We start from the raw sequence: 22,542 nt of genomic DNA, 5'->3' as shown, positions 1-22,542 counted from the left end.
TTGGTATACCACTATGGTATCCCGTAACGAGCAGGAGTCACGGCCGATCGAGCCCGCGGCCGCGGCCCGGGACTCCAGGCATGGAGTTTCGCCGACGCGGCACACGGTAAAGGAGAAGGCCTTCATGGCGCCGAGACGACCAGCACACCCCGCTTCGACGCCCCGAACGGGATCGGTTCGGCCGTGGCTCATGCTCGCTACCGCGGTTCTGGCCCAGGCGGCGGGAACCGTCTTCCAGTCCGCTCCCGCGTTCCTCATCCCGCTGTTGCACACCCAGCGCGGCGTTCCTCTCGCGCAAGCCGGACTGCTGGCATCCGCGCCGACGCTCGGCCTCGTTCTCACGCTCGTCGCGTGGGGCGCACTCACCGACCGGGTGGGCGAGCGCTGGGTGATCGCCGGGGGCATGGCGCTGACGGCGCTCGCTGCGGTCGGGGCGATGACGGCATCCGGATATCTCGGGCTCGGTGGGTTCCTGCTGCTCGGCGGTGCGGCATCCGCAAGCACCAACGCGGCCAGTGGTCGCGTCGTCGTCGGTTGGTTTCCCAAGGAGCGCCGCGGGCTGGCCATGGGCATCAGGCAGATGTGCCAGCCGCTCGGAGTCGCGCTCGCGGCCGTCGCTGTTCCGCCGCTGGCGGCATCCGGGGGAGTGGGTGCGGCCATGGTGCTGCCGCTCGTGCTGACCGCCGTCCTCGCCGTGCTCAGCGCCGTGATCATCGCCGACCCGCCGCGTCCGCCGCGCCATGCAGGGTCGGCAGGGGATGCGCCGTCGCGCCCCGCGAACCCGTATCGCGGCACCGCCACGTTGGTGCGCATCCATCTGGCGTCGGCGCTTCTCGTCGTGCCGCAGTTCACGGTCTCGATCTTCGGCCTGATCTGGCTCACGGCGGACCGCGGCATGGCCGCCACCTCGGCCGGGATCGTCGTCGGAGTGTCGCAGTTCGTCGGAGCTCTCGGCCGCGTTGCGGTCGGAGTGCTTTCCGACCGGGTGGGCAGCCGGTTGCGACCGCTGCGCTGGGTTGCCTGGGCGGCGGCAGGAGTGATGCTGGTGCTGGCGGTCAGCGAAGCAGGGCCTGCCTGGCTGGGGGCGTCCGCGCTCATCGTCGCCGCGACGATCACGGTCGCAGACAACGGCCTGGCCTACACGGCGGTGGCGGAGCTTGCCGGGCCGTTCTGGTCGGGACGAGCGCTCGGCACGCAGAACACCGGTCAGTTCCTCGCCGCTTCGATCGTGGGGCCGGCCGTCGGCGCGCTCATCACGCTCGTCGGGTATCCGATCGCGTTCGCCGTCGTGGCCCTCGCGCCCGTCGCGGCCGTTCCCATCGTGCCGCGTCCGGCCGCCGAGGAGGCGCCGGTCGGAAGACAGCTGGATGCCGCGGCCGTGCGCTGACACGGGGGCTGGGTCTGGGCTGGGTGCCGCCGAAAATCGGAGACACGCCGCGGGGCCGGCGTCCGTTCGGCCGCTCGGCGGCGCGTCGCGACGAATCTCCGATTTTCGGCGGGTGTGAGGGTGGCGGTTGCGACTGGCTGGTTGCGGCTGGCAGGTTTCGATACGCGGCTGCGCCGCCACTCAACCAGCGGTGCTCGGAGCTACTCGGCCAGCGGGAGCGGCGCCACCCACACCGCGTCGGCGGCGACGACGCCGATGGTCATCGGATCGCCGTCGTCGACCGAGACCACGACGTCACCGGCGAACGAGCGTGTCTCGAGAAGCGACGCACGAGCATCCAAACGGATGCCCCGCTCGGCCAGGTAGCGCAGCACAGCCGGATCGGCATCCGAGATGCGCACCACGCGAAGGCGCTCGTTGACCTCGGCGTCGAGCAGGCGCTGGGCGCGCGGGGTGCGCGGGTCGCCTTCGGCGGTCGGGATGGGGTCGCCGTGCGGATCCCGCACGGGATGCCCCAGCACCGCGTCGATGCGGTCGACGAGCGTGTCGGAGACCGCGTGCTCGAGCACCTCGGCCTCGTCGTGCACTTCGTCCCACGGATACCCGAGCGTCTCGACCAGGAAGGTCTCGATCAAGCGGTGCCTGCGGACCATGGCGAGCGCGTGCATCCTGCCCGCAGCGGTCAGCTCGACCGCGCCGTACGGCTCGTGCACCACGAGACCCTGCTCGGCAAGACGGCGGATGGCGTCGCTCACGGTCGCAGCGCGCACGCCGATGCGTGCCGCGAGAGCCGTGACCGTGACGGGCGCCGACTCCCACTCGTTGGCGGCCCAGATCACCTTGAGGTAGTCCTGCGCCGTGTTCGTGAGTGACGAGACGGACATGCGGATCAGTCTAGGGATGCCCGCTCGCCAGTCGCGGGGGTCGGCTCACGTGCATCAAAGGGCGATACCAGCGACGTCGGTGCCGTGACCGGGCAGGGCAGAGTGGGAGATGCGGCCGATGTGCTCTATCGTTGAGCGCGTGTTCCTGAACTGTTGTCGCCACTGACGCCGCGCCGCCATGAGGCGTGCGTGCGGCATAAGACCCACGACCGACCTTATGAGCAGTCAGGACGACCATGAAGTTCGCCGCCTCCATCACCGATCTCATCGGCAACACGCCCCTCGTACGCCTCAATCGCGTGACGGACGGCATCCGCGCCACCGTGCTCGTGAAGGTGGAGTACCTGAACCCTGGCGGCTCGAGCAAGGACCGCATCGCCGAGCGCATCATCGACGCGGCGGAGCGCGATGGGCTGCTGAAGCCGGGCGGCACGATCGTCGAGCCCACGAGCGGGAACACGGGCGTCGGACTGGCGCTGGTCGCGCAGCAACGCGGTTACCGGTGCATCTTCGTGCTCCCCGACAAGGTCGGTGAAGACAAGCGCAACGTGCTCACGGCATACGGTGCGGAGATCGTGGTCACTCCAACGGCCGTCGCGCCAGACGCCCCCGACTCGTACTACAGCGTCTCCGACCGGCTGGTGCGCGAGATCCCAGGGGCGTATAAGCCCAACCAGTACTCGAACCCCAATGGTCCGCGCAGCCACTACGAGACCACAGGGCCGGAGATCTGGCGCGACACCGACGGCCGCGTCACGCACTTCGTCGCGGGCGTCGGCACCGGCGGAACGATCACCGGAACGGGGCGGTACCTGAAGGAGGCGTCTCAGGGGCGCGTGCGCATCATCGGCGCCGACCCGGAGGGATCCGTGTACTCGGGCGGCACTGGAAGGCCGTACCTCGTCGAGGGCGTCGGCGAGGACTTTTGGCCGGATGCCTACGATCCTTCCGTCCCCGACGAGATCATCGCCGTCTCCGACGCCGACTCGTTCGCGATGACCAGGCGGCTCGCCCGCGAGGAGGGTCTGCTCGTTGGCGGTTCGAGCGGGATGGCTGTGGTCGCCGCACTGCGCGCCGCACGCGAGCTCGGCCCGGACGACGTCGTCGTCGTTCTGCTGCCGGATGGCGGCCGCGGCTACCTCGCCAAGATCTTCAACGACGCCTGGATGCGCTCCTACGGCTTCAGCGACGACACGGGCGAAGCCACGGTGCGGGAGGTGATCGCCACGAAATCGGGCGAGCTCCCGGATCTGGTGCACGCGCATCCGAGTGACACAGTGCACGACGCCATCGCGATCATGACGGAGTACGGCGTGAGCCAGCTGCCCATCTTGAACGCAGAGCCGCCCGTCGTGATCGGTGAGGTCGTCGGCTCGCTCGACGAGCGCACGCTGCTCGACCAGGTCTTCGCAGGCCAGGCGAAGATGGCCGATAGCGTCGGGTCGCTCGTAGCGCCACCGCTGCCCCTGATCGGTGCGAACGAGACGGTCGGGGCGGCACGCGCAGCGCTCGGAGAGGCGAACGCGCTGCTTGTGACCGACGAGGGCAAGCCGGTCTCGGTGATCACGCGCGCCGACCTGCTGGCGTTCCTCAGCCGATGAGGCGCCCCATCGGCGCCCCCTTGCATCAGGCAAGCACTTCCACCTTGCGCATTTCTGGCGAACCACGAGAGAACGGGAGACGGCAATGACCGCCGAACACCACGCTGACTCAGCACACCCCCAGAGCGGATTCGCCACACGAGCCATCCATGCCGGGCAGGAATTCGATCCGACGACGGGGGCGGTCGTGCCGCCCATCTACCAGACGTCGACGTTCGTGCAAGACGGCATCGGCGGTCTGCGCGGCGGTTACGAGTACGGGCGCTCGGGCAACCCCACGCGCACCTCGCTCGAGACCGTGCTCGCTGCCCTCGAAGGTGGTGACCGCGGGCTCGCGTTCGCGTCAGGGCTCGCCGCAGAGGATGCCCTCCTGCGCGCCGCCCTCCGCTCAGGGGACCACGTGGTGCTGGGCAACGATGTGTACGGCGGAACGCACCGGCTGATCGATCGAATCCACGGCGAGTGGGGCATCCGTCACACCACCGTCGATCTTGCCGACCTCGACGCCGTTCGGACCGCTCTCGAGACCGAGCGCACCAAGCTGCTCTGGGTCGAGACGCCGAGTAACCCACTGATGAAGATCAGTGACATCGCCGCCCTCGCGGAGCTCGGCCACGCCGCAGGTGCGCTCATCGTGGTGGACAACACCTTCGCCTCGCCGGCGCTGCAGCAGCCGCTCTTCCTCGGCGCCGACATCGTCGTGCATTCGACCACCAAGTACCTGGGCGGCCACTCGGATGTGATCGGCGGGTCGGTCGTGCTCGGCGACGGCGAACTGGCCGAGAAGCTGGCGTTCCAGCAGTTCGCGGCGGGAGCCGTGCTGGCCCCCATGGAGGCGTGGCTGACCGTGCGTGGCATCAAGACGCTCGACGTACGCATGCAGCGGCATTCCGACAACGCGCAGGCGATCGCGGAGCGGCTGGCGGAGCATCCGGCCATCGAGCAGGTCTACTACCCCGGCCTTCCGTCGCACCCGGGCCACGAGCTGGCGGCCCGCCAGATGTCGCGCTTCGGCGGGATGCTCTCGGTCGCGCTGAAAGACGGAGCGGATGCCGCACGCCGGTTCGCCGAGTCCACCGAGGTCTTCCAGCTCGCCGAGTCGCTCGGCGGCGTCGAGTCGCTGATCGGCTACCCGAGCGAGATGACGCACGCATCGGTTCGCGGAACCGCCTTGGAGGTGCCGGGGAACATCGTGCGCCTCTCGGTCGGAATCGAGTCGATCGACGACCTGATCGCCGACCTGGAGCGCGCGCTCGAGCGTTGATCCACCGCCATCGGGCATAGGAGGCCCATGGCGTTCTCCCCGAACGCTTGCGGGACTCACATCGTTTCGTGACATTGCAGGGAAAGGGGCTGCAGAAGGCGGGCGGCAACCATGGCTGCCATGTCCGAGAACAGCACGCCCCATGAGCAAGAGCTCGACGTCGAGGTCGTGGTTCCCGTCTACGACGAGGAACGATCCCTCGCCGCGGGCATCCGCGCCCTGCACGCGCACCTGACGGCGCACCTGCCGCAGTCGTGGCGCATCACGATCGCCGACAACGCGAGCACGGACGCCACGCCCCGCATAGCCGACGAGCTCGCGGCGGAGCTGCCTCAGGTGTGCGCCGTGCACCTGAACGAGAGGGGCAGGGGCAGAGCACTCAAGCAGGTGTGGCTCGCGTCTCCCGCGGCCGTCGTCGCGTACCTCGACGTCGACCTCTCGACGGATCTCGCCGCCGTTGCACCGCTCATCGCCCCGCTGCTTTCCGGACACTCCGATCTCGCGATCGGCACGAGGCTCGATCGCGCTTCTCGCGTGATGCGCGGCGGAAAGCGTGAGTTCATCTCCCGCGGCTACAACACCATGCTTCGCATGGCGGGCGCCCGCTTCAGCGACGCGCAGTGCGGTTTCAAGGCCATGCGAACGGATGTCGCGCGACGGTTGCTACCGCTCGTCGAGGACACGGGGTGGTTCTTCGACACCGAGCTGCTCCTGCTCGCCGAGCGCGCGGGCTTGCGAATCCACGAGGTGCCCGTCGACTGGGTGGACGATCCGCAGAGCTCCGTCGACATCTGGGCGACGGCGGTTGCCGACATGCGAGGACTGTGCCGCGTGTGGTGGGGGCTCGCACGGGGGCGGGTGCCGGTCGCGGCGATCTACGCGGAGTTCGGCAGGCATCCGTACGCGCCGCCCACGCGACCGGGCTTCTTCGGCCAGGTGCTTCGATTCGGTGCGATCGGCGTGCTCTCCACCGCTGCGTACGCGCTGCTCTACCTCGCGCTCCAGCAGGCGATGACCGCGCAGGTGGCGAACTTCGCCGCTCTCCTGATCACGGCTGTGGCCAACACATGGGCGAACCGGCGATTCACATTCGGGGTGCGCGGCCCGGAACGTGCGCTCGCCCATCAGGTGCAGGGTCTCGTCGTGTTCGGTATCGCGTGGGCCATCACGTCGGGTTCGCTCTCGGTGTTGGGGGCGTTGCGGCCGGATGCCTCGTCCGGGCTTCAGATCGCGGTGCTCACCTGCGCGAATCTGCTCGCCACCGTGGTGCGCTTCGTGCTGCTGCGGGCCTGGGTCTTCGCCCGTGAGCGACGCAGCCCGACGACGGTCGGTGGTCCGGGAGAAGAGCCTCCGAGTGTGCCCGGCTCAGTGCCGCAGCATCCCATCGCATCCGTCACCGCGCACGTCGCAGAGCCTGTTCCCGAAAGCGCCGGATCTGCCATATCCGGGAGACACCCGACCCATCCCATCCAGAAAGCGAGCCGATGATGAGCGCGACGACATCGACCCAGGCCATCCCGACCAATCCGTCAGGCACGAAGAGGCCATCGAGCGCAGCGATGCCGCCGCCGACCTGGGCGCGCTGGCGAGAGCTCGCACGCTGGATCGTTCGCGGCCGCGCAAACACCGCCCGCTGGGAGCGGCCGGCGCTCCTCGGGCTGCTCGCCGTCACGGCAGTGCTCTATGTGTGGGACCTGGCCGCGAGCGGCTGGGCGAATTCGTTCTACTCCGCCGCCGTGCAGGCCGGCAGCAAGAACTGGGAGGCCTTCTTCTACGGTTCCTCCGATGCAGGCAATTCGATCACCGTCGACAAGCCGCCGGCCAGCCTGTGGATCATGGAGCTGTCGGCACGCGTCTTCGGGCTGAGCCCGCTGAGCATCCTGCTGCCTGAGGCGATCATGGGGGTCGCAACGGTCGGCATCCTCTATGTGACCGTGCGCAGGCACTTCACGGCGCGCGCAGCCCTGCTGGCCGGCGGCGTGCTCGCGATCACGCCGGTTGCTGCGCTCATGTTCCGGTTCAACAACCCGGATGCCCTGCTCGTGCTGCTCACGGTGCTCGCGACGTACTTCACGCTGCGGGGCATCGAGTCCGGACGCATTCGCTGGGTGGTGTGGGCCGGCGCAATGGTGGGCCTCGCCTTCCTGACAAAGCAGCTGCAGGGGTTCCTGGTCGTTCCCGTGCTCGCGCTCGCATACCTCGGAATGGCGAACACGTCGTTCGGCAAACGGCTGCTCCATCTGCTCGCGGCGCTCGCCGCCATCGTCGTATCGGCCGGCTGGTGGGTTGCGATCGTCGAGTTGATGCCGGCATCCATGCGGCCCTACGTGGGCGGTTCGCAGAGCAACAGCTTTCTCGAGCTCACGTTCGGCTACAACGGGCTCGGGCGCATAACGGGCAACGAGACCGGAAGCGTCACGGGCGGTGGGAACGCGACGGGCGGCAGCATGTGGGGTGCGACCGGGCCGCTGCGCCTGTTCGATAACGAGATAGGCGGGCAGATCTCGTGGCTGCTCCCCGCGGCGCTCGTGCTGCTCGTGATCGGCATCGTGCTGATCGGGCGTGCTCCGCGCACGGATGCCCGCCGGGCCACCCTCGTGCTGTTCGGCGGAACGCTCGTGGTCACCGCGCTCGCCTTCAGCTTCATGGCTGGCATCTTCCACGCCTACTACACCGTTGCGCTTGCTCCCTCGTTGGCCGCGGTGATCGGTATCGGCGCTGAGTTGCTCTGGGGCAGGCGGTGGGCGTTGTGGGCCCGCATCGTGGCCGCGGTGCTCGTACTCGGCAGTGCCGTCTGGGCCTTCGTTCTGCTGCAGGAGGCATCCGACTGGCTTCCGTGGCTCAAGTGGGTCGTGGTGGCCGTCGCCGCGGTGGGCTCAGTCCTTTTCGTGAGCGGCTTCAAGTCGGCACGGATGTCTGCACTCGCCGCGACCGTCGCGCTCGTCGCCGTACTGCTCGCCCCCTTCGCGTACACGGTGGAGACCATCACGACGGCGCATACCGGATCCATTCCCACGGCCGGTCCCGCCGTCGCGGGCGGCATGGGCGGCCCAGGGGGAGGATTCCGGCAAGGAGCGGCCGGCGGACAGCCACCAGCAGGGGCCGCGCCGGGCGGGCGGCCGGGCACGGCCCAGAACGGAACCGCCCAGAACGGAACCGCGCCGAACGGCACCGCCCGGAACGGCACTGCCCCGAACGCAACGACACAGGGCGGGGCGCCCACTGCCGGAGGACGCGCCGGTGGGGCGGCCGGCCTGCTCGGCTCATCCACAGTGGGGCCCGCTGTGAAGGCCGCATTGCAGAAGGACGCGGCCCAATACACGTGGGTCGCGGCGGCGGTCGGCTCGAACAGCGCGGCTGGTTATCAACTCGCGACCGGCGACTCCGTGATGCCGATCGGCGGGTTCAACGGCAGTGACCCGTCCCCGACGCTCGCGCAGTTCGAGAAGCTCGTCGCGGCAGGCAAGATCCACTACTTCATCGGTGGATCGGTCGGACAGGCGAATGGAGGCAGCAGCGACTCGAGCGCCATCGCATCATGGGTGGCGAAGAACTTCACCGCCGAGACGGTGGGCGGGGTGACGCTGTACGACCTCACGAAGTGATACCTCCATCGCGATCAGGGGTGGCGGCCGCGCCAATATGCTGGCTCGGCCGGCACCCCCGTCGAGACCCGGCGGCCTGCGACGTCACAAAAAGGAGAGCCCAATGACAGATCGCCGAATCGTCGACCTCAGCCATCGCATCCGCGCCGGCCTCGTCACCTACCCGGGCCTGCCGTCGCCGACGATCACCCCGCACCTCACGCGCGAGGCCTCACGTGCGGTCTACGCGCCGGGCACCGAGTTCGCCATGGACGTCATCACGATGATCGGCAACACCGGAACGTATCTCGACAGCCCGTTCCACCGTTACGCAGATGGGGGAGATCTGGCCTCGCTCGACCTGGCGACCCTTGTCGACCTCCGCGCGGAGGTCGTGCACGTGACGGGCGCGGCGGACCGCGGCATACCGGCATCCGCGTTCGCCGGCCGCGACGTGCGCGGCGCGGCCGTGCTTGTGCACACCGGATGGGATCGGCACTTCGGCACGCCCGAGTACGCGAAGGCCGCCCCGTTCCTGGCAACGGATGCCGTCACGTACCTCATCGAGCATGGTGCGGCACTCGTCGGCATCGACTCCCTCAACATCGACGACGCCGAGTCTGGCGGGGAGCGGCCGGCGCACTCCGGACTGCTCGCAGCAGGCATCCATGTCGTCGAGCACCTGACCAACCTCGGTGAGCTGCCGCCCGCCGGTGCCCGATTCACAGCAGCGCCGCCGGCCGTCGAAGGCTTCGGCACCTTCCCGGTACGAGCCTTCGCGATCGTGTAGCAGGGCCGTGTCCGAACGAGCCGCGCCGTGCGCGTAACGTGGCGAGCGGATGCCGCGGCATCCGTGTCGCTGCCTGAGAACGGAGGATGAATGGACACCAGAGACCTGCTGACGGATGCCGTCGGTCGCATCGGCGACGGCGTGCATCGCCTGCTCGCTGGAGCGGACGAGCGACTGCTCACGTTCCGTCCCGACCCGGAAGCCAACACGATCGCGTGGCTCGTCTGGCACCTCACCCGCGGGCAAGATGCGCAGATCGCCGACGCATACGACACGGAGCAGGTGTGGACGGCGGAGGGCTGGGCCGACAGATTCGCGCTTCCGTTCTCGCCTGGCGTCACGGGTTACGGACAGTCGAGCGACGAGGTCGCCGCGGTGCGTGTGCCGGCCGACCTTCTCCTCGGCTATTACGACGCGACCCAGAAGGCCACGCTCGCATTGCTGGCATCCACGACCGAGAACGAGCTCGATCGCGTCGTCGACACCCGCTGGGACCCTCCCGTCACGCTCGGAATCCGGCTCATCAGCATCGTCGACGACGACGTCAAGCATCTGGGCCAGGCCGAGTACGTGAAGGGGATGGCGCGCCGCGCAACGCCGTGACGGCCTCCGCCCGCGCACGGGCAGCGGCTCAGGCGCCGCCCGCCCACCGGAGCGCCGGGACAGACAGCAGCCCGGAGCGCAGCCCGTCTGCCGCGGCGTCGAGGTCTTGCATCCTGAACCGCGCGCCGTAGAGCTCCCGGGAGCGGGCGACGACGTCGTCGATCGCCCGCCTCGTGGCTCGGTCGGTCAGGGCTGCCGCGGTGGAATTGGCGATGACGATGCGCAGGATGTTCGTGCCCGCAAGGAGCGCGTCTGTCACGTCGGCCTCGTACGGCGGCGCGTACAGCACACCGCACGGGCGCCCGTTCATCTCAACGGTTGCCACGTCTCCCAACGGAGTCTCCGCCTCGGTGCGGTACGACGCTCCACGGAGTCCGCGCTCCGCGGCCGCGTCGTCGTGCAGCGGTACCGCGTCGCCGAGGTCGAGCACGACGCGCTCCGGAACTCCGCCCGGCCAGAGCGCCTGCGCGTCGAACTCGCACACGTACTCGGTCGAACCGGCGTAGCCCTGACGCTCGAGCAGCCAGTCGTGCGGAAGCACGACTGGAGCGGATTCCCGACGATCGAGGAAGCGCACGCGCCAGCCGTCACGCAGCGGAAGACCTGCCGACAGCTCCTCGCCGCCGTGCCGGTCGACCACGGTTGGAGCAGAGCCTGACGCGCGAGCGCCGTCGGTGACGAGCACGACGGCCTGGTAGGCATCCAGTCGCACCGTGATGGGGGAGCCGGCACCGCCCGCTCCGACGACTACTGCAGCTTCGCTCGACCACAGCTGCCACCCGCGCCGGAGCGCCCTCGGCCTGGCCTCGAACGTTCGTGCCTCCGGTCCCGTGTTGACCAGCAGGTAGAGGTCGCCGTCGTCGAGGGCACGATGCACGAATCCGACCGAGGGCGAGTGCGGCTCCATGACGAGGTCGGGTTCGCGCAGGTGCCGGAGTTCGGAGCTCAGCGCTGAGGCGGTCGTCGGCGTGAATTCGGGTGCCGCAGCCGCACCTTCGACGTCGAGCACGAGCGCGCCCGATTCCTGGCCCGCGCGCAGGTGCGCGAGCGTGCGCTCGGGCATCCGGTCGACGAACGGCAGCACAACGATGGACCGCTCGTCGAGCGTCATGTCTGCCAGGGCGTCGTCGTCCACGAGGTCGAAGTCGAAGCCGGCGTCCCGGATGGCGGCGGGTATCTGCGAGCCGATGGCGTCGCGCAGTTGCCGCCACAGGTCGAGGCTGCCGCCGCGCTCGGGGCCGAGCCGAGGGTAGACATCCAGTGACGGGAGGTAGAGCAGCACGTCGCGCACAGGCCGGCCCTGGCGGAGCAGCCAGCTCAGCCGGGCGAGATAGCCGGTCAGCGCGGGCATGGCGGGCCACCACGCATTGCGGTCGTCGAGGGCGCCTGACGCGTAGAAGAACCAGCCGAGGCCCGGCGCATCGTGCGGAGAGTACGGCCAGCCGTGCCCGATCAGCTGGTTGATGCCAAGCAGGAAGTGCTCGTGAGCCTCGCCCTTGAGATCCAGGGGAGTTGCCCGGAACGACGGGGAGTGCACCCACGTCCACGCCTCGGCGGAGACGATTGTTCTGCCCGCGTGGTGCGCGGAGGATGACGCCCAGCGCGTCTGAGGCACGCCTCGCCAGCCCCATCCCTCACCCTCCACAAGGTCGGCGTGCGCATAGCTTCCCAGTCGCGCGGGCGGCGACCCGTAGCTTTGCACGCGGAACGGGACGCCGCGGGTGTTGGCCCATGCGCGCACCACGTCGAGGAAGTTCTCCTCGTAGAGCTCACCGAGTGTTTGGTAGAACGCGGCCCGGAAGGCGTCGGACCCTGGCGACTCGAACCGCAGGCGCCACAGCTCGGGTGTGGGATCGGCTCCCCGCCGCCTCCGGAATTCGCCGGGAAGATCGGGCGTCCAGTTCGCGCCGTACACCTCGAGGCTGTCGCAGAACACCGATCCGACCAGCTCGGCGGATGCGGCTTCGAGCAGGGGATCCGCAACAGCGCTCAGGTGCGCGGCGGTTGCCTCCGCGCTGTAGTGGTCGAGCACGGGACCCTCGGCACCTGCGGCAGCACGTTTGACCTGCTGCCCGGTGAGCACGGACCAGGCGATCGCGAGCACTCGGGGACCGCCTCCGGCTGGAATCCGAAGCCGCTCGCTCGTCGCATCCAGGTGCGTGGCATCCACAGCGTCGAACTCCTCGGGCAGCTCCTGCAGCGTGCCGTCGCCTACGAAGGCCGCGACGAAGGCATCCCCCGGGTGGCGGCTTCCGAGCCTGACCTCAGTCGCCTGCGCTCCGATGTCGCGCACGTCCCACTGCAAGGCCCGTGCGGCCGTGTGCTCCGTGATGTGCGGACCGCCGTACGACCATCCGCTGCCCACCGTGAGGTCGAAACGCAGTCCGAGCTCGTGTGCCTTGCGCGCCGCGAAGGTGACGTCGTCGAGGCAGCGCTGCGAGAGGAACGGATGCCTCACCTCCGATAGCGGGTACACGAACGCCAGCTCCGCGCCTCCGATTCCGGCATCGCGCATGGCGACGAGTTCGCGCTCGAGCTCGTCGCGATCGACGTCGGGGCCGAACCACCACCAGCGCATCATGGGACGAGCCTCGGGAGGGGGCGATCGGAAACCTTCGAAGAGCGAGGCGTCGCCCGCGCTCACGTCGCCCACGCGTCCCTGCCCGGTCTCGTCGGAGGACCTCTCGCTCGTCATCGCTTCTCGCTTTCATCGACCTGTACTGCGCGATCACGCCACGCGGCGAGGAACCGGGTCGCGGCATCCATCATCGGTCCGGTGAACTCATGGCCGGCGTCGAAGAATTCGCCGCGGTAGGCGCCCAGTTCGCTCAGACGGTGGTGCGCCGCCAACATGCCGTCGAGAGGGAACAGCGGATCGCGCTCGCCGTAGAGCACGAGCAGTTCCCGCGGTGTGCCGACGCGTGCGATGTCCGGCCAGTCGGTCACTTGCGCCAGGCCGGGGCTGTGCAGCAGCCACGAATGCGTCTCGAGGTAGTCGGGCACGAGTGAATCGAACGTCGCCATCATGCCCGCGATCACGACGGCGCCGATGCCGTCGTCGAGCGCGCCGAGGAGGTGTGCACGCCCGCCTCCCCCCGAGAACCCGATCGCGGCGATGCTGCCGGCGTCGACCCCGGGGAGTCCGCGCAGCACGTCTGCCGCAACCAGATCGTCGGAGACGACCGCACCTGCGAACGTCTCGCCGAGCACTCCCGCGGCCTTCGCGATGAGGTCTTCATGCTCGCCCGAGACCGCGTCGAAGACCTCGTCTTCCGTCGGCTCGTGGCCTTCCGCCTCCCAGAGCGCGAGGAACGCGTCGAGGGTGCGGCGGAGCTTGGGTGGAGGCGCTGCGAGGTCGAACCGTCTGCTCGCCCACGAGAACGTGTCGTGCGCCAGCACGACGAAGCCCGCCAGTGCCAGACGATTCCCGATGGCCGAGGGGTTCTCGCCCGCGAAGTCGATCAGCTGCGCCGCGCCGGTCGATCGTCGTCCCCCATGTGAGTGCAACGCCAGGATGCCCGTGAGCGGCTCAGGGTCGTCCTCCCGCCCCTGCGTCTGCGCCGGCCGCAACTCCCATGCTTCGGTCGGCGGTCCGTACGGCAGCTGCCAGTGCAGAGGGGTAATGGCGACGCCCTCGTGCACGGTGGTTGTTCCACGGCGAACGGGCGGAGGTGCCGGCTTGGCGCGCAGGCCGAGCACGTCCGCGAGCCGCTGCGCCGTGGCATTCTTCGCCACGAACGCCGGTGTCTCGCGGGCGTGCTCGGGCCAGTCCTCGTATCCGGGAATCGCCGATGAACTCACGAGGCCGAGGTGATGAGTCCCTGCACCTCGGTGGTGAATGCCTGTGCGGCGGCAGCGGGCGTTGCGCGGCCGAAGATCACATCCTGCGTGTGCCGCTGCGAGACGGCTGCCGCGGTGCTGGTTCCCTTCGGAGGCACGGGCGGCACCCACTTGATCTCGCTCTTGATGTCTTCCAGGTACTTCACCGCGAGCTGGTCGGTGGGGGAGAGCAGCGGCTTGACCACGGCGAGCACCTTGGAGTTTGCGGGAACGCCGCGCTCCGCGAGCTGCAGCTTGGCGGCATCCGTGCTGTTCAGGAAGTAGTTGATGATCCCGCCCGCCTGTGCCGGGTATTTGGTCTGGGAACCGATCGACCAGTACATCGACGCCTTGTAGTAGATCCCGTTCTTGCTGGCTGAACCCGCGACGCTCGGCGGGCGCAGAAGTACGATGTCGCCGCCGTTGGACTGCTGATACGCGGTGATCTGGTTGCTCCACGTCCAGCCGAGGGCCACCTTGTTCGTGCCGAACAGGGTCTGCTGCAGCGATGCCGCCACGTCGTTGGTGAACTCGTCGGGTGTTGGACCGTAGCCGGCGTCGAAGAACTTCTTGATCATCGTGAACCAGCTCGTCATGGTTGCCACCTTGAAGCCGAGCTTGCCCTTGTCGGTGTACAGCTGCTCGTTGTGCTGGTGCAGCCACACCTGGATGTCCTGGTCGCCGCTCTGCCAGCTCGAGCCGGTGAAGGCACCGCCGGAACCACTCTTGAGCTTGTTGCAGATGTCGAGGTAGTCGTTCCAGGTCCACGTCTTGTCATCGGGCAGGTCCACACCCGCCTTGTCGAAGAGCGTCTTGTTCGCGGCGATTCCGTAGGCGTTGTTGCCGGTCGGGATGCCGTACAGCTTGCCGTCAAGGGTCCCGGCGGCGAGCGACGACTTGAGCGGCGCAGTGTCGATGGTCGCGACCTTCGACATGTCGAGCAGCGCGCCACGGCCGCCGTATTCGGCGATGTACGCCTGGTCCATCTGGATGATGTCCGGCTCGGTCTGTCCCGCAACCTGCGTCGACAGCTTGGTCCAGTAGGTCGCCCACTGTCCTGGCGCCTGGTTCACGGTGATCGTGGGGTGCGCCGTCGTGTAGCTCTGGATGATCTTGTCGGTATAGGCCGAGCGCACCGGGTTGGTCCACCACTCGAAGTTGAGCGTCGCCTTCTTGAAGGCATCACCTGCCGCCGCGGTCTTCGTCGCACCGGCTCCGGCCGGGGTTGCGGATGTTCCGCACCCGGCGAGCAGGAACGTGGTTCCTATGCCTGTCAACGCAAGGGCGCCGAACTGGCGCCGGGAAATCTGCTGCTGTGCCATGTCTGGCCTCCTTGCCATGCTGTGGTCACGACGGGCAAACGCTTTCCAGCGCCGTCTGCCACATTATGGTGAGGCATCTTGAATCGTGTCAAGCGGCGTGGCAAGTTCTCAGAAATCGCTTTCTGAGCTGCCGCCGAGGGCCACGAACCTTCGCTTCGCGCCCGGCGCACCAGCCCGGGCTGGCCGAGCGCTGTTGCTCAATCGGTCGTCCATGCGTACGTCCAAGTACCCATCGGCGAGGCCGCTGTACGAAAGGCGCGGACCGCAGCAGCCCGGCAGCAACGAATGCTCGACAATAGTGATCGTTCACTGTAGCTGGCAACGACGGTCGTCGTTCCCCGGCTCACACTGGTGCAGGGCCGCTCGATCCTCTGGCGATGAGCCGGCCCATCACCTGGGGTGCGAAGCTCGGGGGCTCGCGATCCTCGATGCGGGCGATGAGCTCTTGCATGGCCTGCCTGCCGATCAACTCGAGGTTCAGCTCGACCGTGGACAGCGTCGGCGACATGAAGCGCCCGACCTCGTCGTTGTCCCATCCGACAACACTGACGTCGTCCGGAACCCGGATGCCTCGATCCTGAAGCCCGCGGATCACTCCGAACGCGACCTGGTCGTTGGCGGCCAGTACAGCGGTCACGCCCGAGTTCGCGGGCAGGTCCCTGGCAGCTTCGTACCCGGCTCTTACCGACCACTCTCCGCCAACGACTCCGTAGGACTCGAGGCCCAGTCGTTCGATCGTCTCCAGGTATACTGCGCGTCGATTCCGGGCGGAAGCCCAGCCGGGAGAGCCGGCCACGTGCAGGAAACGGCGATGCCCGAGATCCGCGAGGTGCCGAACCACATCTGCCGCGAAGGCTCCGTCTGCGAATGCACCCGTCGACCGCATCTTGTCGTCGTACTCGCCCATGACGAGGATCGGGACCGAGTCCTGAGCCTCCACCGATAACACATCGCCGAGCGGTGTCAGGGAGAAGACGCCCTCCACCCGTTCGTCCATCAGTGTCAGAACACGTTCGCGACGGCGGGTCTCATCGCCTTCCAGGCTGACCACGTCTACCTGATACCCGGCTTCGTGCGCTGCATCCGCCGCACCCCGGAACGGGGATGGGACGAAGTAGGAGAGCTCGGGCAGAACCACGGCGATGCGACGAGTACGCCTGGTTCGCATCGATCTGGCGATGAGATCGGGGCGATAGTCCAGGTCGCGAATCGCGGCTTCGATCTTCTCCACGGTCGCGACCTTGAGTCCCCCGTTGAAGCGGAGATATCGCGAGACGGTTTGATGGGAGACGCCCGCATGCTCAGCGACCTCGACGATGGTCACGCGCTTACGGCGAGTGGCATCGATGCCGGCACCTGTTGCCTCCGCCATGTTCTTCCCCCTCATCGTTGATGTCGCAGTTGCGACCTGCTCTCGCCGCTCGAAACCCTATCCCGAGCGTGCCACGGCAACTGATTTCCAGCCAGATAGTGAACGATCACTATTCATGCTACTGTGACGCAGAATCGGGAAAGCGGTTGCCGACCCGGAGCATCGCGAACACACCATGGCAAGGAGGCCACATGTCACAGCAGCTCTCCCGGCGCCAGTTCGGCGCCCTGGCACTGACCGGTATCGGGACGACGTTCCTGCTCGCGGGCTGCGGTACGTCCGCAACGCCGGCGACCGGCTCCACATCCACGATCGCAGCGGGAAACGCCTTCAAGAAGGCGACCCTCAACTTCGCATGGTGGACGAACCCCGTGCGGTCGTCGAACACGAACAAGATGGTCGACGGCTACACCAAGGCTCACTCGAAGATCACCGTGAATCAGCAGCCGGGCCAGTGGGCGACGTACTGGACGAAGCTGTCGACGCAGGTCGCAGGGCAGACGGAGCCCGACGTCATGCAGATGGACCAGGCGTACATCGCCGAGTACGGCGGGCGGGGCGCGTTGCTCGACCTTTCCACCGTCGGCTCCATCGACACCGCCCCTGTGAAGTCTTCCCTCGCCGACGGAACGCTCGACGGCAAGCTCTACGGCATCCCCATCGGCGAGACGGCCTACAGCATCTGCGCGAACAAGACCCTGTTCCAGAAGGCCGGCGTCGACGTGCCAGACGACAAGACGTGGACGTGGGACGACTACTTGTCGATCTGCAAGAAGTTGGCCGAGGGCAGCAAGGGCGCGTTCACGGGCAGCAATTGGTACGGCGGCGACATGGACTTGCAGATCTGGCTACACCAGCACGGGCAGCAGCTCTACACCGACAAGGGCAAGCTCGGATTCAATGTCGACACAGTGACGAGCTGGCTGACGATGGTGCAGAAGCTCTTCACCTCGGGCGGCGGACCGACGCCGGATATCTACACGAACGACATCGCCGCATCCGTGCAGCAGACCCAGTTCGGCACGGGCAAGGCGGCGCTCGGATGGATCTGGAACACGCAGATCACGGCGTTCCAGCAGGCCAACGGTGGCGACTGCGTCTTGCTGCGTCCGCCGAGCGTTGCGGGATCCGCCGACAAGAACGGCCTGTACTACAAGCCGTCGATGTACTGGTCGATCGGATCGCAGACGAAGTATCCGGCGCAGGCGGGCGCGTTGATCAACTACCTGCTCAATGACATCCCGGCCAACAAGATTCAGCTCACGGAGCGCGGGGTGCCGGTCGGTTCGGCCGTCGTTGCGGCCATCAAGCCGCTGCTTTCGCAGTACGACCAGAATGCGGTCGATTACCTGTCGAAGATCAAGCCCGAGATCAAGTGGGTGCCGCCGGTGCCGCCGAAGGGCACGAGCACGGTGTCTTCGGTGGCTCAGCGCCACGAACAGGATGTGATCTTCGGTCGAGCCACCCCGGCCAGCGCCGCTGCCGCCTTCAAGACAGAGGTTCAGAGTCTGCTCGCCAGCAACTCGTAGCACCCGTGCTCGCCATGCTCGGGGCTACCGTCCCGCGCACGTTGTGAAAGGAATACATGTCGGAGTACGTCATCAACGACAACGGAGCCTGGTGCTGGTTCCAGGATGAGCGAGCGCTCGTCGACCAGGAGACCCAGACGCTCGTCGTCGGCTCCATCGCCGCGGCGGAGGGGCAGGGAGGTGAGGGACGGGCAGGCAACGTCGAGCTGACGATCGTCGACCTCGTTTCGCACAGCGCTCAGGTCGTCGTTCTGCACGAGGCACTGGAAGCCGATGATCACGACGTGCCCGCCCTTTGGCGCAGGTCCGACGGCAGGTGGCTCGCGGCGTACACCAAGCACAAGACCGACGATCTTTTGCGGTGGCGCGTGAGCGAACCGAACGACCCGACGACGTGGGGAGTCGAGCGCACGTTCGACTGGGCACCTTATACAGGTGGCCGCGGCGTCACGTATGCGAACCTGCACGAGCTCGACGGCAAGCTGTACTGCTTCACGCGAGCAGTGAACGACGATCCCTGCGCGCTCGTCTCCGACGACGAGGGCGACAGCTGGGCGTACGCAGGCAAGATCTTCACTCGCCCGAAGCTGGGTTACGTCAACGGCTACACGCGCTACGCAGCAACGGCCGACCGGATCGACCTTGTCACGACCGACCATCATCCGCGCGACTACGACAACTCGATCTATCACGGCTACTTCGCCGAGGGTGCCTTGCATCGCTCCGACGGTTCGCGCGTGCACGATCACCTCTTCGATGCCGAGGCGGATGCGCCGTCCCAGATCGAGCTGACCACCGTGCTGGCCGCTGGGGAGCAACTCGACGGCGTGAGCCTGACGCACGCCTGGACCTCGGACATCCGTCGCTCGGTCGACGGGACCATTGCCGCGACGCTCACGGCCCGCGGTGACGACAATCCGGCAGGACCCGACGAGGAGTTCGCGCGCACACGTCCGGTTCTCGATCACCGCTTCGTCTATGCACGAAAGGAACCAGGGCGGGAGTGGGTGCGGCATCCGTTGGGAAAGGCCGGCGCCGGCCTCCTGCCGCACGAGCAGGACTACACCGGGCTCGCGGCCATCGATCCGTATGACCTGGACTCCGTCTACATCTCCACACCGTTCGACCCACGCTCCGGAAACGCGACCGAGCACCACGAGATCTACGCGGGTCGAACAACGGATGCCGGGGCGACGTGGTCGTGGACGGCCATCACCGAGGGATCGGACGTGGACAACCTTCGCCCGATCGTGGTGCCTGGAGACCCCGAGCGGGTGGCGCTGCTCTGGTTCCGTGGGGAGATGACGGCCTCGCAGCACTATCGCTGTGAAGTGGTACTGCGCGATACCTCACGGCTCGGCGCCGCACGTGCGGGCGACCAGGTCGCCGAAAGGGGGCAGACGCGATGAGCGGAGACTTCGGAGTCCCACTCGAGCTGCTTCCGGAGGGTGATCGCAGTGTCGCCCTGTCGGCAGCCGCCGGCGACGGTGCCCGCGTTGAACTGATGCGGTACGTGTACCGGCCGTCCGAGGCGCAGTACGAGTCGCCTCGCCCATACGTGCACCCGGTTCGCACTCTCGAGGGCCGGCTTGTGACTGTCTTCAGGCCGTGGGACCACGTGTGGCACAAAGGCATCACGCTCGCATTGCCCGTCGTCGGTGCTGACAACTTCTGGGGAGGCCCGAGCTTCAGACGAGACGCAGGCGGATACGTCGACCTTCCGAACAACGGCTCGCAAGACTACGAGGGTGCAGTGGTCGTCGAGCAGCCCGGGGAGGGTGTCGCGTTCGGACACCGGCTCACCTGGCGCCGGCAGCCGGCGCGAGCCGGCGAGGCGGGCGAGAGCGTTTTCAGCGAGAACAGAGCGATCTCGGCGGCACTCCTGCCCGAGGCCGGGGCATGGATGCTCGGTTGGCACTCGCGACTCACGAACATCTCAGGTGAGGTCATCGAGATGGGCTCGCCCACCACTGAGGGTCGAGAAAACGCCGGATACGGTGGCCTGTTCTGGCGCGGTCCTCGATCGTTCACGGGCGGAGACCTGATCGGCTCAGACGGAACGAAGGGCGAGGCCGTACGTGGCAGCCGGGGGCCGTGGACCGGTTTCAGCGGACGTCACGATGGCGAAGACGCGGCATCCACCGTCGTGTTCGTCGACCGCACGCCCGACCAACGCTTCGACACCAAGTGGTTCGCGCGGTCCGAGCCCTTCGCGTGCATCAATCCGGCACCGTTCTTCGACCGGGTTCGTGTCGTGGAAGCAGGGGAGACGATCGAATTGCTGCACACCGTGGTGATCGCCGACGGTTCATCGGATCGGCATCGGATGTCCGCGCTGGCCGAGGCCGGCCGGCTGGCGGCCGAGCGGTCCGATCTGACTGTTGAGGAGATCCGATCATGACGGAAACGACATCCGGCGTCGACCTCGGCAACGAGCGGCGCCCACACCCAGAGGCGGCCACCCGCGAACGCCCTCTACGGGTGGGCATCGTCGGTACCGGCGGCATCGCAGGTGCCCACGCGGAGAATCTGAAGAGCCTCGGCGGGCGGGCGTTCATCGTCGGGGCGTGCGACATCGAGCAGGAGCGCGTCGACGCGTTCCGAGACAAGTGGGATGTGCCGGTCGGTGCCACAAGCATCGAGGAGCTGCTCGATGCCGTTGAACTGGACATCGTGCACCTCTGCTCCCCTCCTGGGCTGCACAAGCAGCAAGCGGTCGTAGCCCTTCGCCGAGGCATCCATGTGCTCAGCGAAAAGCCGCCGGCTCTATCTCTCGCCGAGCTGGATGAGATCGCCGATGCCGAGCGCGCAGGAGGCGCGCAGTTCGCCACGGTGTCGCAGCACAGATTCGGGTCGCGCGCCCAGTGGCTTCGCGACCGCGTCGCCGATGGTGCGCTCGGCCGTCCGCTCACAGCCGTGTGCAACACGCTCTGGTATCGTCCCGACTCGTATTTCGACGTGCCGTGGCGCGGCGATTGGCGCCTCGAAGGCGGCGGGCCGACCATGGGGCACGGCATCCATCAGATGGACACCATGCTGTCGGTCCTCGGCCCGTGGTCGCAGGTGGTCGCCGTCGCGGCCAGGCGGGCGCGTCCCGTGGCGACCGAAGATCTGACGCACGCGATCGTCACGTTGCAGAACGGAGCGGTCGTCAGCGTCGTGAACAGCGTGCTTTCCCCTCGCGAGACGAGCTACCTGCGCTTCGATTTCGAGTTCGCGACCGTGGAGCTCGAGCACCTTTACGGCTACTCGGATGCCTCGTGGCAGATCACCGCCGCGCCCGGCTACGAAGACCGCGCCGCTGCGGCATGGACGATGGGCCCGACGGGCAAGGAGAGCAGCCACGCTGCGCAGTTCGCCGCCATAGCGGATGCCTTACAGGACGGTCACCCGATTCCCGTGCCTCTCGAGCAGGCCAGGGCCACGTTGGAATTGATCGCAGGCATCTATGCCTCTGCATTCACCGGTGAGCGCGTGTCCGCGGGGGAGATCGGGGAGGGCTCTCCGTTCTACCGAAGCATGGCGGGCGACGGCGCACCCTGGTCCGAAAGGGCAGGGCGATGAATGACGGAGCCCTGGACAGCGGGCTACCCGGCGGCGTCGCGGTGTCGCGGCTTCGCGTCTACGACTGGCCCGCCTCCGATGGTCTTCGTGGCGGATCCCCGCATCTGCACACCGCCTCGAGTGAGGCCTACGTGGTGCTCGCCGGCCGGGGCAAGGTTCAGACCCTCAGCTCTCAGGGTTTCGCGAGCACTGAGCTCGTGCCGGGAACGATCGCGTGGTTCACGCCGGGAACCGTGCACCGGCTCATCAACGACGATGGTGAGTTGGACATCCTCACGGTGATGTCGAACGCCGGGCTTCCCGAGGCGGGGGACGCCGTGCTCACCTTTCCGATGAGTGTTCTGCAGGACCCGGACGCCTACGCACGGAACGCCGCGCTTCCGCAGGCAGTCGGGCAGTCGTGGTCGGCGGACGCCGCCAGGGTCCGGCGCGATCTGGCTCTCGAAGGGTTTGCTGAGCTGCGCGCCAGCGTCGCCCAGGACCTGGAGGGGACCCTCAGCCGGCTCTATTCCGCAGCGGCGTTGCTCGTGGGCGGCCGCACCGCCTCATGGCAGCGACTGGTTGAATCCGGGCCATCCGGCCAGGTGCGCGAGACGGAAGCTCAGCTCGATGCGCTCGCGGCCGGGCTGCCCGGCATCATGACCGGCTCTGGTATTCGCGAGGCGATTCAGGGTGCCGAGCCGAGGTATGGCATGTGCGGCCTGCTCACGACGTGGGACTTCGGCTTGTGATGTCCAGGACGAGCAGAAATCGTTTTCTGGTCCCGCTTGACTCGATGGGAGCGGCACGGGTAACGTTGCCGCAGCGGTCGGCGGCAAGCGCT

The 22,542-nt window shown here is 67.7% G+C and carries 17 protein-coding genes; 12 read left to right on the top strand and 5 right to left on the bottom strand.

Annotated elements, in window-relative coordinates; translation table 11 throughout:
- The first annotated feature begins 124 nt into the window (after positions 1-124).
- Positions 125-1,387: an MFS transporter gene (locus ACO2Q7_RS13085; protein WP_423356143.1), complete on the top strand. Its 1,263-nt coding sequence runs from the start codon at positions 125-127 to the stop codon at positions 1,385-1,387.
- Between the two features lie 200 nt (positions 1,388-1,587).
- Here ACO2Q7_RS13085 and ACO2Q7_RS13080 read toward each other — a convergent pair whose 3' ends face one another.
- Complete coding sequence (locus ACO2Q7_RS13080; RefSeq protein ID WP_423356142.1) at positions 1,588-2,271, bottom strand: metal-dependent transcriptional regulator; 684 nt, start codon at positions 2,269-2,271, stop codon at positions 1,588-1,590.
- Positions 2,272-2,507: 236 nt separating this feature from the next.
- On the opposite strand from ACO2Q7_RS13080, the gene ACO2Q7_RS13075 reads away from it, so the two are divergent.
- The 6 genes from ACO2Q7_RS13075 to ACO2Q7_RS13050 all read left to right on the top strand — a co-directional run bounded on the left by ACO2Q7_RS13075 (position 2,508) and on the right by ACO2Q7_RS13050 (position 10,113).
- Complete coding sequence (locus ACO2Q7_RS13075) at positions 2,508-3,872, top strand: cystathionine beta-synthase (RefSeq protein ID WP_423356141.1); 1,365 nt, start codon at positions 2,508-2,510, stop codon at positions 3,870-3,872.
- An 85-nt stretch (positions 3,873-3,957) separates the two neighbouring features.
- On the top strand, positions 3,958-5,136 hold the full coding sequence (locus tag ACO2Q7_RS13070) for a cystathionine gamma-synthase (RefSeq protein ID WP_423356140.1): 1,179 nt from the start codon (positions 3,958-3,960) through the stop codon (positions 5,134-5,136).
- Positions 5,137-5,256: 120 nt separating this feature from the next.
- A complete protein-coding gene (locus ACO2Q7_RS13065; RefSeq protein ID WP_423356139.1) occupies positions 5,257-6,624 on the top strand; it encodes a glycosyltransferase in 1,368 nt (455 codons plus the stop codon).
- Positions 6,624-8,741 (top strand): glycosyltransferase family 39 protein, encoded by a 2,118-nt coding sequence (locus ACO2Q7_RS13060; RefSeq protein ID WP_423356138.1) that lies wholly within the window; start codon positions 6,624-6,626, stop codon positions 8,739-8,741. The genes ACO2Q7_RS13065 and ACO2Q7_RS13060 overlap by 1 nt, the downstream gene beginning before the upstream one ends.
- A gap of 103 nt (positions 8,742-8,844) precedes the next feature.
- Positions 8,845-9,510 (top strand): cyclase family protein, encoded by a 666-nt coding sequence (locus ACO2Q7_RS13055; protein WP_423356137.1) that lies wholly within the window; start codon positions 8,845-8,847, stop codon positions 9,508-9,510.
- A 90-nt stretch (positions 9,511-9,600) separates the two neighbouring features.
- A complete protein-coding gene (locus ACO2Q7_RS13050) occupies positions 9,601-10,113 on the top strand; it encodes a mycothiol transferase (protein WP_423356136.1) in 513 nt (170 codons plus the stop codon).
- A 28-nt stretch (positions 10,114-10,141) separates the two neighbouring features.
- Here the strand turns inward: ACO2Q7_RS13050 and ACO2Q7_RS13045 are convergent, their stop codons facing one another.
- The 4 genes from ACO2Q7_RS13045 to ACO2Q7_RS13030 form a co-directional block, all read right to left on the bottom strand.
- A complete protein-coding gene (locus ACO2Q7_RS13045) occupies positions 10,142-12,808 on the bottom strand; it encodes a glycosyl hydrolase (RefSeq protein ID WP_423356135.1) in 2,667 nt (888 codons plus the stop codon).
- Positions 12,805-13,914 carry a dienelactone hydrolase family protein gene (locus tag ACO2Q7_RS13040; protein WP_423356134.1) on the bottom strand — a complete coding sequence of 370 codons (1,110 nt, stop codon included), beginning with the start codon at positions 13,912-13,914 and terminating at the stop codon, positions 12,805-12,807. Before ACO2Q7_RS13040 ends, ACO2Q7_RS13045 begins: the two co-directional genes overlap by 4 nt.
- The gene (locus ACO2Q7_RS13035) at positions 13,911-15,254 is read right to left on the bottom strand and encodes an ABC transporter substrate-binding protein (protein WP_423356133.1); all 1,344 of its coding nucleotides are present in this window, start codon (positions 15,252-15,254) and stop codon (positions 13,911-13,913) included. The genes ACO2Q7_RS13040 and ACO2Q7_RS13035 overlap by 4 nt, the downstream gene beginning before the upstream one ends.
- 343 nt (positions 15,255-15,597) lie before the next feature.
- Positions 15,598-16,626, bottom strand: a complete 1,029-nt coding sequence (locus ACO2Q7_RS13030) for a LacI family DNA-binding transcriptional regulator (protein WP_423356132.1) — start codon at positions 16,624-16,626, stop codon at positions 15,598-15,600.
- A gap of 191 nt (positions 16,627-16,817) precedes the next feature.
- Here ACO2Q7_RS13030 and ACO2Q7_RS13025 point away from each other — a divergent pair, with 191 nt between their 5' ends.
- The 5 genes from ACO2Q7_RS13025 to ACO2Q7_RS13005 are packed head-to-tail and all read left to right on the top strand — an operon-like array spanning position 16,818 to position 22,450.
- The gene (locus ACO2Q7_RS13025; protein WP_423356131.1) at positions 16,818-18,155 is read left to right on the top strand and encodes an ABC transporter substrate-binding protein; all 1,338 of its coding nucleotides are present in this window, start codon (positions 16,818-16,820) and stop codon (positions 18,153-18,155) included.
- Positions 18,156-18,211: 56 nt separating this feature from the next.
- Positions 18,212-19,564, top strand: a complete 1,353-nt coding sequence (locus tag ACO2Q7_RS13020) for a BNR-4 repeat-containing protein (RefSeq protein ID WP_423356130.1) — start codon at positions 18,212-18,214, stop codon at positions 19,562-19,564.
- Positions 19,561-20,556 carry a PmoA family protein gene (locus ACO2Q7_RS13015; protein ID WP_423356129.1) on the top strand — a complete coding sequence of 332 codons (996 nt, stop codon included), beginning with the start codon at positions 19,561-19,563 and terminating at the stop codon, positions 20,554-20,556. Before ACO2Q7_RS13020 ends, ACO2Q7_RS13015 begins: the two co-directional genes overlap by 4 nt.
- On the top strand, positions 20,553-21,719 hold the full coding sequence (locus ACO2Q7_RS13010) for a Gfo/Idh/MocA family protein (protein WP_423356128.1): 1,167 nt from the start codon (positions 20,553-20,555) through the stop codon (positions 21,717-21,719). Before ACO2Q7_RS13015 ends, ACO2Q7_RS13010 begins: the two co-directional genes overlap by 4 nt.
- On the top strand, positions 21,716-22,450 hold the full coding sequence (locus ACO2Q7_RS13005; protein WP_423356127.1) for a cupin domain-containing protein: 735 nt from the start codon (positions 21,716-21,718) through the stop codon (positions 22,448-22,450). Before ACO2Q7_RS13010 ends, ACO2Q7_RS13005 begins: the two co-directional genes overlap by 4 nt.
- Positions 22,451-22,542: the final 92 nt, after the last annotated feature.

This window comes from Rathayibacter sp. KR2-224, from assembly GCF_049446075.1.
Classification (GTDB): Bacteria; Actinomycetota; Actinomycetes; order Actinomycetales; family Microbacteriaceae; genus Humibacter.
This window is presented reverse-complemented; position numbering and strand designations above follow the sequence as displayed.

What these genes read in the sequence shown, in the direction of transcription:
- ACO2Q7_RS13085 (WP_423356143.1), top strand. Translation starts at nt 125, where the DNA reads ATGGCGCCGAGACGACCAGCACACCCCGCTTCGACGCCCCGAACGGGA.
- ACO2Q7_RS13080 (WP_423356142.1), bottom strand. Translation starts at nt 2,271, where the DNA reads ATGTCCGTCTCGTCACTCACGAACACGGCGCAGGACTACCTCAAGGTG.
- ACO2Q7_RS13075 (WP_423356141.1), top strand. Translation starts at nt 2,508, where the DNA reads ATGAAGTTCGCCGCCTCCATCACCGATCTCATCGGCAACACGCCCCTC.
- ACO2Q7_RS13070 (WP_423356140.1), top strand. Translation starts at nt 3,958, where the DNA reads ATGACCGCCGAACACCACGCTGACTCAGCACACCCCCAGAGCGGATTC.
- ACO2Q7_RS13065 (WP_423356139.1), top strand. Translation starts at nt 5,257, where the DNA reads ATGTCCGAGAACAGCACGCCCCATGAGCAAGAGCTCGACGTCGAGGTC.
- ACO2Q7_RS13060 (WP_423356138.1), top strand. Translation starts at nt 6,624, where the DNA reads ATGAGCGCGACGACATCGACCCAGGCCATCCCGACCAATCCGTCAGGC.
- ACO2Q7_RS13055 (WP_423356137.1), top strand. Translation starts at nt 8,845, where the DNA reads ATGACAGATCGCCGAATCGTCGACCTCAGCCATCGCATCCGCGCCGGC.
- ACO2Q7_RS13050 (WP_423356136.1), top strand. Translation starts at nt 9,601, where the DNA reads ATGGACACCAGAGACCTGCTGACGGATGCCGTCGGTCGCATCGGCGAC.
- ACO2Q7_RS13045 (WP_423356135.1), bottom strand. Translation starts at nt 12,808, where the DNA reads ATGACGAGCGAGAGGTCCTCCGACGAGACCGGGCAGGGACGCGTGGGC.
- ACO2Q7_RS13035 (WP_423356133.1), bottom strand. Translation starts at nt 15,254, where the DNA reads ATGGCACAGCAGCAGATTTCCCGGCGCCAGTTCGGCGCCCTTGCGTTG.
- ACO2Q7_RS13030 (WP_423356132.1), bottom strand. Translation starts at nt 16,626, where the DNA reads ATGGCGGAGGCAACAGGTGCCGGCATCGATGCCACTCGCCGTAAGCGC.
- ACO2Q7_RS13025 (WP_423356131.1), top strand. Translation starts at nt 16,818, where the DNA reads ATGTCACAGCAGCTCTCCCGGCGCCAGTTCGGCGCCCTGGCACTGACC.
- ACO2Q7_RS13020 (WP_423356130.1), top strand. Translation starts at nt 18,212, where the DNA reads ATGTCGGAGTACGTCATCAACGACAACGGAGCCTGGTGCTGGTTCCAG.
- ACO2Q7_RS13015 (WP_423356129.1), top strand. Translation starts at nt 19,561, where the DNA reads ATGAGCGGAGACTTCGGAGTCCCACTCGAGCTGCTTCCGGAGGGTGAT.
- ACO2Q7_RS13010 (WP_423356128.1), top strand. Translation starts at nt 20,553, where the DNA reads ATGACGGAAACGACATCCGGCGTCGACCTCGGCAACGAGCGGCGCCCA.
- ACO2Q7_RS13005 (WP_423356127.1), top strand. Translation starts at nt 21,716, where the DNA reads ATGAATGACGGAGCCCTGGACAGCGGGCTACCCGGCGGCGTCGCGGTG.